Source organism: Flavobacterium ginsenosidimutans, assembly GCF_037478105.1.
GTDB lineage: Bacteria > Bacteroidota > Bacteroidia > Flavobacteriales > Flavobacteriaceae > Flavobacterium > Flavobacterium ginsenosidimutans.
In genome coordinates this window covers 3,114,470-3,129,342 of record NZ_CP147988.1, presented here as the reverse complement: position 1 = coordinate 3,129,342, position 14,873 = coordinate 3,114,470, and the positions used below count along the sequence as shown (strand labels likewise).

Sequence of the window (14,873 nt, the reverse complement as noted above, 5' to 3'; positions counted from 1 at the left end):
GCGCAACTACTCACTGTCCAACCAACAATTAAAAGAAGACCAAAATTAAATAGTTATAAGACAAAATAAGCGTTCTTTTCGACTTTCTTAGGTTCGTCTTTTAAGTCAAATTCATTCAGAATATCAAATTCACTTTGATATTCGTTAAGCATTTGCTTGATATTTTTTTCAATTGTATTTGCAATTGTTGTGACTGGTGTATCTGTAGGTCTGTTTTCAAACGGATCTTGCAAATGAATTGCCATTCTTTCAATCAAAAAGAAAGCTGCACCAATTGCAGTAATCAGCGGAATTGCAAACCAGCTTAAGACACTTGTTAATCCGAAAGGCAATACAAAAATGAACAGACACAAAGTCAATCTGATATACATACTGTATGTTGTTGGAAAAATGGTGTTTTTAATACGTTCACATTTTCCCATTTCATCACATAATCTTGACAATGTATTATCAATTTCAACTTGCTGATAAACGTTAAGTCTTTTTTCGTTTTTTGCATTTCGTAAATCTCTTGCATGCAACATTAAAATCGCATTTGGAACGTTTTGATGGTTCTTGATGTATTTAATTTCTTCTTCATTCATTAAACCTTCAAGCGGTTTTATTGCATCTCTATTTCTAAGCGACTGCCCAAGGCTATAACACCATGCAATTTGTCTTTTTGCAAAATTTTCTTTGAATTCACTTGCTTCGACAGAAAAATCTGGATCTTCGTAAAATGTCAAAACCTGACGAATCAATGTTCTGGAATCGTTTACAACAGCGCCCCAAACAATTCGTGCTTCCCACCATCTGTCATAAGCCTGATTCGATTTAAAGGCTAATAATAAGGAAATAATAGTTCCAATCATGGTTGGAATGGCAATTGGAATATCTACGGGAAGGTTAATAAAATAATGATGGAAAATTTCAAATAGTATGGTATAAGCCAATACTAGAGCGATTTCTACTTTAATTTTCCCGAGAACGTACTTCATTGGTATTCTTTTCTTTAATAACATATTTTCGGTTTTAAATTAATTTTTTTTTTAAGAGGCTAAGATTCTAAGCTTCTAAGATGCTAAGAATTAAAATTAAAAAGCTTAGAGGCTTAGAAACTTAGAATCTCAGACTCTTAAACCATCTCTTCGTACAATGAAAGAACTGGAAGTCCTAGTTTTTCATTGACATTTTCTTTTTTGGCTTTTTTAAATTTGATTTTTTCGCCTTTTCTGGTTTCTACCAACATATCGATGTTGTGTTTTGAAATGGCTTCTGATAAAAATGGAGCAACATTTTCGTAGTTGTCTTCAAAACTAGCTGTTTGGCTTACAATTTCGAAAGAGAAATTAGCACTCAAAAATTCCTGTACATCTTTTACATGAATATTTCGGCTTGAATTTTCTACATAAAGTGCTTTATTAAAGACTTCTTTATTAATTTCTGTACTTAAATGCAGAATTGGACATTTTTGATTTCCAGCCAATTGAATCAAATATTGATGAATTCTTTTGGTTTCCTGTTTATAAGAATGTGTAAGAATGATCAATTTTACTGAGAAAGCCTCAATAAGACGTTTAAAAAGAGGCGCTGAAAGTCCGTATTGATTGTGGACTTTTAGTTTAGTATTTGGAGTGTGGTCGATAATATAACGACAGGTTTCTAGAACTTCTTCCTGACTTTTTGTAAGTCCAGATCTCATTTCACGCAAAAAACTAGAAGATGAAAATGTATCTGGCGCTTCTGAAACTAATACTAAAATAATTTCTGATTCAGTATTTTTTGACTGATTCACCGCAGATTTTACAGCCGAAATTGTATCATCTTTTAAAGTCGTTGGTATAAGAAAGTTTTTCATAAGTATAATCGTTTAGTTTATACTTACAAATTAACTATCAACAACTTAGAGAGACATTAATCTAAAATTAGAATTTTCTAAAATTAAACATTAGATTTTTTAATGTTGAGTTTTTTGAAGATTATGGTAACGATTGTACCTTTATTTTGTTCCGATTGCACTTGTAGTTCACCATCATGCATTCTAATGATTTTAGATGCTAAAGGAAGTCCTAAACCATAACCAATATATTTGGCCGCAATTTTTCCTCTAAAAAAAGGTTCATACAAATGCGGAATATCTTCTGGTGGAATTCCGATTCCAATATCATTAATCGAGATTTTGATCATTTCGCGATTAGCCGAAAGATTCACAAACACTTCGTTGTTATCAGAATACTTTACTCCGTTGGTAATAATATTATTGATTGCCAATTCTAAAAGCGGTTTATTACATGGCAACAACAGCAAATTAGAATCTTCTGGAGCAAAATTAAGTTTAATGCTCACGCGATTATCTGGATAAATTTTATCTAAATCTGATTTTACATCCAAAAGCAATTCGTCCATTCGAGCAATATCAGATACTTGTTTTTGTCCGTCATAACCAGTTTGAGTTAATTTCAGCAAACTTTCTGTTAGATTTCCTAATCTTGAAGCCTGACTATAAATATTCTGTAGAGATTCTACATATTCATGTTGCTGTCTTTCTTTAAGCAGCATGATTTCTGCTTCGGCAATAATGGTTGTAATTGGCGTTTTTAATTCGTGAGAAGCATTATTAATAAAGTTTGCTTGAATCTCGAATGAAGTTTCCAAACGATCCAGCATATTATTAAAAGTATTGGTCAAATCTGAAATTTCATCAGAATTTTTAACTTCAGGCAGACGATTATGAAGATTTGAAGCGCTAATTCTCTTCACTTCTTTTGTAATTCTTGCTACAGGATCGATAACGCGTTTTGCCAAAAATCTTCCCAATAGAAATGCCAGAATCACAAAACCGATTCCGCCAAAAAGCATGATTTTTACAATATAAACGGTCGTATCTTTTCCTTTGCGATCTCTCGCGCCAACAATTACAATATATCTTTGGCTATTTTCCTGAAAAATTTGCCCTAAATAATATTTATTATCTCTTTCGTAAGAATCTTTTCCAGTACTTAAAATATTGGTGTAGAATGAATTCGGGAGGTTTAAATTCGTATTATAATCAAAACTATTGTGGCTGTTGATTTTCAATACATATTCTTCTTCTTCGATCAATTCTTCAAGACCATTTTTTTTAAGTTTTTGGTAGTATTTAATCTTTTCTGGATCTTTTTGAAAATGAATAGAAGAAACAATTTTTGCTCTATCATCCAGACGCTTTAAAAAATGATATCGATTGTTTTCTCTAAATAAGAAAAACACGATGATACACAATAGAGAAGTACTAAAGGTAGAAAGGGCAACGTAATTAAAAGTAATTTTTTTTCTAATATCCATTTTATAGCTTAATAACATAGCCCAAACCTTTCATGGTATGAATAAGTTTGGTTGAATAAGGCTTATCTATCTTTCTTCTTAAGTACGTAATATATACATCGACAACGTTGGTATTCATATCAAAATTAATATCCCAAACATTATCTAAAATTTGATCTCGAGAAACAATTCGGCCTGTATTTTTTGCCAAATAATATAAAAGTTTAAATTCTTTTGCCGTTAAAATGATGTTTTCTCCCTCTCTTTTAACCGTTTTTGCGCGTCCGTTTATTTCTAAATCACCAATTGTAATTGCGTCAATTTTCTCTGTTTCCTGTTGCGATCTTCTGTACAAAGCATTTACCCTGGCATCTAATTCGCCAAATTTAAAAGGCTTAACCAAATAATCATCGGCACCAGCATTAAGTCCAGTGACAATGTTTTCTGATGTTCCTAAAGCCGTTAAAAGCAAAATTGGCACAAAATTTTTAGCTGCGCGAAGTCTTCTGCAAATTTCGATTCCGTTAACATCAGGAAGCATTACATCTAAAATTACTACATCGAAAGTATAATTATGAATCATCTCCATGGCAGTTTTACCGTCCATTGCAACGCTTACTTCATTATTATTTTCTGCAAATCCTTTTCTTAATATCGATAATAGATTTGGTTCGTCTTCAACTATCAGTAATTTCATCTTAAGAAGTTTGTATATACAACAAAAATAAGAATTGAAATTAACATAATTCAGTACATTTTTACAAATTATGATTTAATTATGAAGAATAAAAAAAGCAGACCTAATAGCCTGCTTTTTAATATTATTTTTAACTCTAATCTTTTTATTTTTAATTAATACAAATTTTGAAACTAGAAAGTCTCCCCTGCATTCAGGTAAAAACCTTTAGAATTATTACCCCACGCATAATCTAAAATTAGATTTGTTTTGGAAGCTTTGTCAATTAAAATTCTTAAACCAGCACCAATAGAAGGCTGAATCGATTTGAATAATTTAAGATCGGTATCTGAATTACTAGCCGTTACAAAATTGGTAAAGACAGTACCGCTCAACAATTGATTGCAGGTAATAGGAAAACGAAATTCTGTAGATAAATAAACTAAACCGTTTCCTCTAAACAATCCCTGCGTATAACCTTCTCCACTCCTACTGCGCTGATCCCAGCCAATTGCAGGCAGATTTAAATAAGGTACTTTTCCTCTAGTTACAAATTGTCCGTAAGTCCAAATCGCTAAAACATAACGTGGATTTTTAGGAGAAACAGGTATAAAATGGCGATATTCTGCAAAGAGCACATTACTATAATCCTGATTATTAAACAGAACTGGATTAAATCTGTAGTTAATATTGGCAAACCACCCTTTTGATGCATTAACCTGATTATCTCGCGAATCATGAACCAGATTCAAACTTACTCCATTTAAGAAATATTCATAATTATCAAACCCGTATTTCTGGCTGTAATTGTAGTGATATGTATATTTTCCATTTGCGATATCCAATTCTTTATCCTGAATACTAGAGTACCAGTCAATATTAATTCCTCCTCCAACATAATAGTTCTCCTTAACCTCAAAAGAAATTGTCTGATGGAATTTCAAATAATTATAATCCATATCCTGAGCAAGAGAATCAACACTAAAGCTATCAGGTTGGTCACGTCTAGGCGGAATTATATCGGTTCCTAAACCATAATTAGGCTGTGAAAACAAATACAAACGATAATCGCCACTCAAAAAGATTTTATTATTATTCAGTAGAATATTGTTTTTGATATTAACCAGCCATTGATTTTTTAGCGTATAGGTAATCCCAACATTGGCAATCGAATATTTATCTTTTTCTTCTTTTCCTTTAAAAGTATATTGAGCAACGGCACCAAAAAAGAATCCTGTAGCGGGCTGAGATCCAATAGCAGGAATTAATAAAAAGAAATTGTTTTTTGTTGGTTTAACCACTAAAGCATCGTCTTCTTTTTTAAAAAGATCAAATACTGTTTTGGGAGGACAAATTTTTGGAGATTCAATTTCAGAGTTTTTAATTTCCTCTTGAGCGAATAGATTAAAAGAAAAAAGAAGTAATAATCCTAAGATTTTAGACTTGTACTTATAGGCATTATTTTTAAAAAAAATCACCATTTGCAAAGTTTAGTTTTGGAGATAAGAATCAATCCCTATGTAAATATAGTTCTTATTTTCAACATCTTACGAACTAAACAGAAATAAAATTAAAATTATTTTAACAAAAAAGCCGTCAAAATAAAATTGACGGCTTTCAGTTATATCATGGAAAAATTATTTAGTGATAAACTTCGGATGGATTAAGTTTTCTAAAGAATAAATTTCGTCCCATTTTTCCTGTGTGATCAATTTTCTTTCTAAAACCGCAATTTGATGAACGCTTTTTCCCGTTTTTAAAGCCTCTCCCGCAATACTAGCGCTTTCTTCATAACCAATAATTGGATTCAATTGTGTCACGATTCCAATGCTATTCATAACCATATTATAGCAATGATCTACGTTTGCTGTAATTCCGTTAATACATTTATCGATTAAAGTCTGAATAGCATTTGAAAGATAATCTAATGAAGTAAACATAGCAAAAGCAATAACAGGCTCCATTACGTTTAACTGTAATTGTCCTGCTTCTGCCGCCATTGTAACGGTTAAATCCTGACCGATAACATAAAAACAAGTCTGATTTACCACTTCTGGAATTACCGGATTTACTTTCCCTGGCATAATAGATGAACCTGGCTGACGTGCAGGAAGATTGATTTCATTTAAACCTGTTCTTGGCCCAGAACTTAATAAACGTAAATCGTTGCAGATTTTAGAAATTTTAACCGCAGAACGTTTTAAAGTTCCCATAATCTGAACATAAGCTCCTGTATCTACAGTGGCTTCAATTAAATCTGGAGAAAGCGTTAACGGAATTCCAACCTCATCTGCCAAATATTTTACGCAAATTTCTGGATAACCTTCAGGTGCATTTACTTTTGTTCCAATGGCTGTTGCGCCCATATTGATTTCCAACAATAATTCCTGCGCATTTTTCAAACGCTGGATATCTTCGCCAATTGTCGTCGCATAAGCTTTAAATTCCTGTCCTAAAGTCATTGGCACAGCATCTTGTAATTGCGTTCTTCCCATTTTCAAAACTTCTTTAAACTCCTCTCCTTTTTTAGCAAAAGCAACTTCTAAACCAGCGAAAGTTTTAATAAAGCTTTCCATTTTTAAATACAAAGCAATTCTAAATGCTGATGGATAAGCATCATTTGTAGACTGAGAACAGTTTACATGATTATTTGGATGAAGAAAATTGTATTCGCCTTTTTTGTGACCTAAATATTCCAATCCGATATTGGCAATAACTTCGTTTGCATTCATGTTTACAGAAGTTCCTGCACCGCCTTGAATTAAATCGCTCACAAATTCTTGATCAAATTTACCAGCAATTACCTGATCGCTTCCGTAACAGATCGCTTCGGCAATTTTTGGATCGATTGCATTACAATCTTTATTGGCTAAAGCGGCAGCCTTTTTTACATAACCTAACGCTTTGATAAACAAAGGCTCTTTTGAAATCGGAATTCCTGTAATATTAAAATTTTCTACCGCTCTAAAAGTCTGGATTCCGTAGTATAAATGGTTTGGAATTTCTAATTCTCCTAGAAAATCATGTTCTTTTCTTGTTGATTCCATATCGTAAAATTGATAAATTTTGACTTAAAAAATAAGTGTAAAGCTACAGCATTTTATGGATTAAAAATGTGAATGAAATCAAAATCATTTATAATTTGTTCCCATTATTTTATGGTAAATTATTACCTTTTCACCTTAAAATAATTATAGAAAAGAGTTGAAAAAGGAAAGCGAATATTTTCTTGATAAAGAATACAATACGATTATTTATGCCAAAGATGACTTAAATTTTAAGGACTTCGAATGTTGTGTTTTTAATAATTGTAACTTTTCTGCCTGCACTTTTCTCGCTGTTACTTTTATCGATTGCGTTTTTAATGACTGTGTTTTTTCTGAAGCTAAAATTAATTATGTAGCATTTAGAACCGCTACTTTTAATCGCTGCGAAATTAAAGAAGTGAATTTTGCAATGTGTGACAAACTAATTTTTGAAGTTCATTTTAACGATTGCATTCTAGACTTTTCAAAATTTTACACTTTAAAATTAAAAGGAACTCCATTTACCAATTGCAGTTTAATCGCCGTAGATTTTATGGCTGCAGATTTAACAAGCGTTGTTTTTGACAACTGCGATTTGTATCGATCAGAATTCAACAAAGCCATTGCCAATAAAGCCGATTTTAAAACAAGCTACAATTATACTATTGATCCGTCTAAAACTAAATTGAAGAAAGCTATTTTTTCTTTAAAAGAAGTGAAAGGGTTATTATTTAAACATGATTTGATTGTGAGCTAAAAAGTAACTTTTAACTTATTATGTTATTTTTCTGTCTTTTTGTTGCTATTTGCAATTAGGTATTCAAAATACCTTTGCAAAAATATTTAAGTATTATTATTCAACTGATTACTAAAAACTTAAAAAAGAAAAAAGCAATAAAATCATGAAAAACAATTTTAAATTTACATTACCTGATTTTCCAAACAATAATTTCGAATTTGAAAACAATATCTTTTCTGGAAAATCAACATTAAAACAAAATGGAGTACTTGTTGAGCAAAGTAAAGAAAAAGGAAAACCATTTTTAATTAAAAGAGCTAATGACGAAATAGTTAAGGCTTTTCCAAAGGCTAACATACCAGATATATCTTCACAAGCCTTAAACATTGATGGCAAAAAATATCCAATGGCAAATAAATTAAAATGGTATGAATATATCGTTGGTGCATTACCAATTGGGCTCGTATTTAGTGGTGGAGCAGTTGGTGGAGCAATCGGTGGAGCGGCAACAGTAATTAATTATACTTTTTTTAGAGAAGAAACTTCTAATGCTAATAAATATCTTAAAGTTTTAGGTATTAATGCATTATGTGTCTTTATTTATCTTTTTGCAGCAAGTTTTATTTATAATTTAATTCGTTAATTATCTGCATTATAAAAAAAAGCAGGTCTTTGAAAATCAAGTTTCAAAGACCTGCTTTTTTTTTTATAATGTAAGAGAACTATATCTTCTTCCCCATAACATAATCTTCCATCAAATATCCATTTCCAATTTCAATATCAACTGTTTCTTTAATTTCGAAACCAAGTTTTTTGTAGAAATTTAAAGCGGTATTAAAGCGATTTACGTTTAATAAAAGTTCCTTTGACTTATTTTCTAAAGCCAATTCCTCAATTGAATTAAAAACTATTTTACCATAACCCTTTCCCTGAGTTTCTGGCAAAAGGTAAATTTTATGGATTTTGGTAATCGCTTCGTTTTTATAATTGTGTTCGATTCCGATAAAACCAATTACAGATTCTAAATCTGAAACCAAATAAAACAACTGTTCTTTATTCTGAATTTGTTTAGAAAGCGCTTCATCAGAATAAATGAGATCCAACATATAATCTAACTGCGCTGCCGTTAGAATTTCACCATAGGTTATTGGCCAAGTTATGTGTGCGATTTCTTGAATTTTAGCAATATCTTCAACAAATGCTTCGGTAATTTTAATCATATTTATTTTGTAAAAACCTGATTTTCTTGTTCGCTTACGCGGATGAAAGTCGTTCGTTTAGTCAATTCTTTTAATCTTGAAGCTCCTACATAAGTACAAGTGCTTCTAATTCCGCCTAATATATCTAAAACAGTGTGAATCACGTCTCCTTTAAACGGAACCTGAACTGTTTTTCCTTCGCTTGCTCTGTATTCTGCAACGCCTCCAGAATGTTTGTCCATTGCAGTTTTAGAACTCATTCCGTAAAATTGTTTGAATTTTTCTCCTTTTAGTTCTATTAGTTCTCCACCGCTTTCTGTGTGTCCTGCAAGCATTCCGCCTAACATTACAAAATCGGCTCCGGCGCCAAAAGCTTTGGCAACATCGCCTGGAGTTGTGCAACCGCCGTCGCTGATAATATGTCCACCTAATCCATGCGCGGCATCGGCACATTCGATAATTGCAGATAATTGCGGATAACCAACGCCTGTTTTAACACGAGTTGTACAAACAGAACCAGGACCAATTCCGACTTTTACGATATCAGCACCAGCTAATAATAGTTCTTCGGTCATTTCGCCTGTAACGACGTTTCCAGCAATAATGATTTTGTCTGGATATTGTTTTCTGGTTTTCTTTAAAAACTGAACAAAATGTTCCGAATAACCATTAGCAACATCAATGCAGATAAATTTCAGTAATGGATTTGCAGTGATTATTTTTTCAATCTTCTCAAAATCTTCTTTTCCTGTTCCTGTACTTACAGCAATATAATCGTAAAAATCTGGAGATACGTTCTTAAGAAATGCGTTCCATTCTTCTAGAGTATAATGTTTATGAATCGCTGTAAACAACTTTTCTTTTGCCAAGACCTGAGCCATTTCAAAAGTCCCAACCGTATCCATATTAGCACCCATAATCGGAATTCCTGTCCAACTTGAAGTACTGTGCAAAAACTTGAAATTTTGTTCTAGGGAAACTTCAGATCTGCTTTTAAGTGTTGATCTTTTAGGTCTAAACATTACATCTTTAAATCCTAGTTTCAGGTCCATTTCTATTCTCATAGTTCGAGATTTTGGTTACTCTCAAATGTAAGGAATTTTAGAATTTAGATTGTAGATTTTAGATTAACAAAAACTTGAACTTGTGAACAATTACTAACATGCGTTTACAAAAGCGCTTTTTAATTCCACTAAGATTCACAAAGTTTCTAATTGGAGAGCGTTTCGACTTCGCTCAACGTGACAAACGTAAAAACTGAAAACTGCGACTGCGACTGAAAACTCAAAAAACTGAACACTGAACACTAAAATAAACTACCCATGAATCGTTTCTCCTTTTCCGTAATTGGTAATGATAGATTCTTCAAATTCTAACCATTCTCTCCAGCGTTTTTCAACGTCGATTCCTTTTCCGTATTTACGAGCGTATGTAATGAATGTTGTGTAATGTCCAGCTTCGCTTTCCATTAACTCTCTGTAGAAAATAGCTAATTCTTCATCTTTTATGTTTTCTGAAAGTACTTTAAAACGTTCACAGCTTCTGGCTTCAATCATTGCTGAGAATAATAATCTTTCAACAAGTCCTGAAACACGGCTTCCGTCACCGCTTCTTTTCATATATTGGTAAAGTTCGTTAACGTAATCGTCTTTACGCTCGCGTCCTAATTTTAATCCTCTTTTGATGATAATATTGTGAACTTGTTCAAAGTGATCGATTTCTTCTTTGGCTAAAGCCAATAAATCTTTTACTAAATCCTGATGTTCAGAATTATTTGTAATGATCGTAATCGCATTTGTTGCTGCTTTCTGCTCGCACCAAGCGTGATCCGTTAGAATTTCTTCAATGTTTTTCTCAACAATATTTACCCATCTTGGGTCAGTTGGCAATTGTAATCTTAATACGCCCATGTCTAAAATTATGAGTTATGAGTTAAAAGTTATGAGTTATAAAAAGCAAAAAATCGAAAGTCAAAAATAAGACTTTTGACTTTCGACTTTAAAAACTTTAAGACTTATCTTAATTAATACGCAAAAATTGGTCTTTCGCTCATTAATTCGTTTACTTCTTCAGCAACTTCTTCGATAAGATCTTCGTTTGTGTGATCTGCAAGAACTTTATCGATTAAAGCTACGATAGTTTCCATATCTTTTTCAACTAAACCACGAGTTGTGATTGCAGCTGTTCCAACACGGATTCCAGAAGTGATAAATGGTGATTTATCGTCAAAAGGAACCATGTTTTTGTTTACTGTAATTTCAGCTTTTACTAATGCGTTTTCAGCTTCTTTACCAGAAATATTTTTATTTCTTAAGTCAATAAGCATCATGTGATTGTCAGTTCCGCCAGAGATAATGTTGTAACCTCTTTTTACGAAAGCATCAGCCATTGCATTTGCATTTTTTTGCAATTGCATTGCATAAGTAAAGAATTCATCTTTTAATGCTTCACCAAAAGCAACCGCTTTAGCTGCAATAATGTGCATTAATGGTCCACCTTGATTTCCTGGGAAAACAGCTAAATCCAATAATGAAGACATCATTCTGATTTCTCCTTTAGGAGTTGTTAATCCTTGTGGATTTGGAAAATCTTTCCCCATTAAAATAAGACCTCCACGTGGTCCTCTTAATGTTTTGTGAGTTGTTGTAGAAACAATATGACAATGTGGAATTGGATCGTTTAATAATCCTTTTGCAATAAGACCTGCTGGGTGAGAAATATCAGCAAATAAGATTGCTCCTACGCTGTCAGCAATTTGTCTGAAACGAGCAAAATCCATATCACGAGAATAAGCCGAAGCTCCAGCGATAATTAATTTTGGCTGTTCTTTAGTTGCGATTTCTTGAATTTTATCATAATCTAAACGACCAGTTTCGGCATCTACACCGTAAAAAACTGGACGGTATAAACGTCCTGAGAAGTTTACTGGAGAACCGTGAGTTAAGTGACCTCCATGAGATAAGTCGAAACCTAAAATAGTATCACCAGGATTTAAACAAGCGTGATAAACAGCTGTGTTTGCTTGAGAACCTGAGTGAGGCTGTACGTTTGCATATTCAGCACCAAATAATTCTTTAGCTCTGTCAATCGCAATTTGCTCAATAACGTCAACTACTTCACAACCGCCGTAGTATCTTTTACCAGGATAACCCTCTGCATATTTATTAGTTAAAACAGACCCTGCTGCTGCCATTACTTCATCACTTACAAAATTCTCTGAAGCGATAAGCTCTAGTCCGTGAATTTGTCTTTCTTTCTCCTCTTGGATAAGATCAAAAATTTGTTCGTCGCGTTGCATTTTTTTGTTTTTCGTTAATTTCACGCAAAAATACAAAAAAACGTTTGTCAAACTGCTAGATTATGATATATTTGACAAGTAATTTTTCAACAAATAATTAACATTAAACATGCCAATAACTGCCAACGATACCAGTAGAAAATCATGGTTAGAAGTGCCAGAAAATAGCGACTTCCCCATCCAGAATATTCCTTTCGGTGTATTTCTTACTAAAGAAAATGTCGTTACCGTAGGAACGCGAATTGGCGATTACGCCATAGATTTAGGGGCTTTACAGCAATTGAACTATTTTGAAGGAATCGAATTAACCGATGATATGTTTATGCAGGATACGCTAAATGATTTTATTTCTGACGGAAAAAAAACATGGCGTCTGGTTCGAAATCGTATCGCAGATATTTTTGACGAGAACAACCCGCAATTAAGAGATTCAACAAAACACCGAGATATTGTTATATTTAAAATCGAAGATGTAGAGATGCAATTGCCAGTTTTAATTGGTGATTATACTGACTTCTATTCGAGTAGAGAACACGCGACAAACGTAGGTAAAATGTTCCGTGATCCAGAAAATGCTTTATTGCCAAACTGGCTTCATATTCCAGTTGGATATCACGGAAGAAGTTCGACAATTGTGCCTTCAGGAATTCCAGTTCACAGACCAATGGGACAAACTTTACCTGCTGGACACGATACGCCTGTTTTCGGAGCTTCTCGTTTAGTAGATTTTGAATTAGAAACTGCTTTTATTACAACAGATGTTAACGTAATGGGTGAAAATATTCCAACTTACGAAGCAGAAGACTATATTTTCGGAATGGTTTTATTGAATGACTGGAGCGCGCGTGATATTCAGAAATGGGAATATGTGCCTCTTGGACCATTCTTAGCTAAAAACTTTGCAACTTCAATTTCTCCGTGGATTGTGACTATGGATGCTTTGGAGCCTTTTAGAACTAAAGGACCTAAACAAGATCCGTCTCCGCTTCCTTATTTACAAACTAAAGGAAAAAAAGCTTTTGACATTCATTTAGAAGTTTCAATACAACCTGAAAATCAAGAGGAAACTGTTGTTTCGAAATCAAACTTTAAATATTTATATTGGTCAATGTGTCAGCAATTGGCTCATCATACTTCAAACGGATGTCGTGTAAATTCTGGTGACATGATGGGTTCTGGAACTATTTCTGGTCCAACGCCTGATAGTTTTGGTTCAATGCTTGAATTAACTTGGGGCGGAAAAAATCCGTTAACATTAAAAGATGGAAGCGAACGTAAATTTATTGAAGATAATGATACGGTTATTATTCGTGGATTCTGTGAAAATACTGAAGTAAGAATTGGTTTTGGAGAAGTTTCTAGCCAATTGTTACCTCCTTTCATTAAACAATGAAGAACGGATCCAGAATCTGAAGAAATATAGAAAATTACAAAACCTTGGCTCTCACCAAGGTTTTTTTATGCTTTTTCTTTGCCACAGATTAAGAAGATTAGAAATGATTTTTGTCATTTCACTTTTAAGTTTGGCTTATTCCAAATGTTTTGAATCTTTGTGTCTTCGTGGCAAAAACTTAAGCAGGAATCTGCTGGCTTAAACAGTGCAATGTTCCGAATCCCCAAATGAAATCAATACAGCTTATTCCGATTACTTCTCTGTCAGGGAAACATTCAGAAAGTATATTTAAAGCTACGCGATCGTTGCTATCATTAAATGTTGGTACTAAAACGCAATTATTCAAAATCAAGAAATTAGCATAACTTGCTGGTAAACGTAAATCTTCAAAATCAACTCGTTTTGGCATCGGTAATGCTACAATTACCGGAGATTTTCCGTTTTCTAATTTTGCGTTTTGCAAACGTTTCAAATTATCTTGCAAAGGCTTATAATTTGAATCATTTTTATCAGTTTCGACAATCGTCACAATAGTATCTTCATTTACAAATCGGCACAAATCGTCGATATGACCGTGAGTATCGTCGCCTTCTATCCCATCTCCTAACCAAATTACATTTGTAACTCCAAGATATTCTTTAAAAACTGCTTCGTAATCTTCTTTTGTAAAACCAGCGTTACGAACCTGAATTGTAGGATGCATTAAACATTCTTCAGATGTCAATAAAGTTCCTTTTCCGTTTACGTCAATCGCTCCTCCCTCAACAATTACTGGTTTTCCTTTATACATTACCTGAGTCAGAGGAACATCAATAAAATCAGCTACTTTCCCAGGAACGAATTTGTCTAATTGATAGTTTTTATATTTTGCCCAGCCGTTGAAATTAAAATTCAACGCTTCTCTTTTCGAACCATTTTTTACAATAATTGGTCCTGAATCACGCATCCAGCTTCTGTTGGTTTTATGAATAATACAGGAAACATTATCAAGGTTTACACGAGCTCTTTCAAGCATATCGGCAACTTTCTCTTTTAGTTTTTCATCGGCTACGACCAAAAAAACAGTTTCAAAAGTGGCTACTTTTTTAATAAATTCTACAAAAGCCCATTGAACGGCCTCATATTTTCCAGGCCAATCGTTACCATTATGCGGAAAACACAATACAATTCCTTGCTGTTTTTCCCATTCTGCTGGAAATCTTCTATTATTTGTTGACATAAAGAGGTTCTAATTTAGAAAGTGCAAAGATAAGCATTCGT

General features: G+C 33.1%; 14 protein-coding genes. 3 read left to right on the top strand and 11 right to left on the bottom strand.

The genetic code is table 11. The annotated features are described in order from the left end of the window. Nucleotides 1-53: 53 nt before the first annotated feature. From V6624_RS13780 to aspA, 6 genes are all read right to left on the bottom strand, one after another. The gene (locus V6624_RS13780; protein WP_111290337.1) at nt 54-1,001 is read right to left on the bottom strand and encodes a bestrophin family protein; all 948 of its coding nucleotides are present in this window, start codon (nt 999-1,001) and stop codon (nt 54-56) included. Between the two features lie 113 nt (nt 1,002-1,114). After that, entirely contained in the window at nt 1,115-1,837 is a 723-nt protein-coding gene (locus V6624_RS13775; RefSeq protein ID WP_338838962.1) for a hypothetical protein, read from the bottom strand. Between the two features lie 83 nt (nt 1,838-1,920). Beyond that, nucleotides 1,921-3,303 (bottom strand): HAMP domain-containing sensor histidine kinase, encoded by a 1,383-nt coding sequence (locus V6624_RS13770; protein ID WP_111291173.1) that lies wholly within the window; start codon nt 3,301-3,303, stop codon nt 1,921-1,923. A 1-nt stretch (nt 3,304) separates the two neighbouring features. Further along, nucleotides 3,305-3,979 carry a response regulator transcription factor gene (locus V6624_RS13765; protein WP_111290328.1) on the bottom strand — a complete coding sequence of 225 codons (675 nt, stop codon included), beginning with the start codon at nt 3,977-3,979 and terminating at the stop codon, nt 3,305-3,307. 173 nt (nt 3,980-4,152) lie between these two features. Continuing rightward, on the bottom strand, nt 4,153-5,439 hold the full coding sequence (locus V6624_RS13760; protein WP_111290326.1) for a BamA/TamA family outer membrane protein: 1,287 nt from the start codon (nt 5,437-5,439) through the stop codon (nt 4,153-4,155). A gap of 156 nt (nt 5,440-5,595) precedes the next feature. After that, entirely contained in the window at nt 5,596-7,005 is a 1,410-nt protein-coding gene (gene aspA, locus V6624_RS13755; protein WP_111290324.1) for an aspartate ammonia-lyase, read from the bottom strand. Nucleotides 7,006-7,162: 157 nt separating this feature from the next. Between aspA and V6624_RS13750 the strand changes: the two genes are divergently transcribed. Then, nucleotides 7,163-7,741, top strand: a complete 579-nt coding sequence (locus V6624_RS13750; protein ID WP_111290322.1) for a pentapeptide repeat-containing protein — start codon at nt 7,163-7,165, stop codon at nt 7,739-7,741. Nucleotides 7,742-7,886: 145 nt separating this feature from the next. Beyond that, nucleotides 7,887-8,366, top strand: a complete 480-nt coding sequence (locus tag V6624_RS13745; protein WP_111290320.1) for a hypothetical protein — start codon at nt 7,887-7,889, stop codon at nt 8,364-8,366. A 79-nt stretch (nt 8,367-8,445) separates the two neighbouring features. On the opposite strand, the gene V6624_RS13740 is transcribed toward V6624_RS13745, so the two are convergent. The 4 genes from V6624_RS13740 to glyA form a co-directional block, all read right to left on the bottom strand. Then, complete coding sequence (locus tag V6624_RS13740; RefSeq protein ID WP_111290318.1) at nt 8,446-8,943, bottom strand: GNAT family N-acetyltransferase; 498 nt, start codon at nt 8,941-8,943, stop codon at nt 8,446-8,448. Between the two features lie 2 nt (nt 8,944-8,945). After that, complete coding sequence (locus tag V6624_RS13735) at nt 8,946-9,986, bottom strand: GMP reductase (protein WP_111290316.1); 1,041 nt, start codon at nt 9,984-9,986, stop codon at nt 8,946-8,948. A gap of 252 nt (nt 9,987-10,238) precedes the next feature. Continuing rightward, complete coding sequence (locus V6624_RS13730; protein ID WP_338838960.1) at nt 10,239-10,832, bottom strand: tRNA-(ms[2]io[6]A)-hydroxylase; 594 nt, start codon at nt 10,830-10,832, stop codon at nt 10,239-10,241. Nucleotides 10,833-10,945: 113 nt separating this feature from the next. Further along, entirely contained in the window at nt 10,946-12,220 is a 1,275-nt protein-coding gene (gene glyA, locus V6624_RS13725) for a serine hydroxymethyltransferase (RefSeq protein WP_338838959.1), read from the bottom strand. A gap of 109 nt (nt 12,221-12,329) precedes the next feature. Here glyA and fahA point away from each other — a divergent pair, with 109 nt between their 5' ends. Beyond that, entirely contained in the window at nt 12,330-13,613 is a 1,284-nt protein-coding gene (gene fahA / locus V6624_RS13720; RefSeq protein WP_338838958.1) for a fumarylacetoacetase, read from the top strand. 178 nt (nt 13,614-13,791) lie between these two features. Here the strand turns inward: fahA and V6624_RS13715 are convergent, their stop codons facing one another. Then, nucleotides 13,792-14,832, bottom strand: coding sequence for an agmatine deiminase family protein (locus V6624_RS13715; protein ID WP_338838956.1), 1,041 nt, complete (start codon nt 14,830-14,832; stop codon nt 13,792-13,794). Nucleotides 14,833-14,873: the final 41 nt, after the last annotated feature.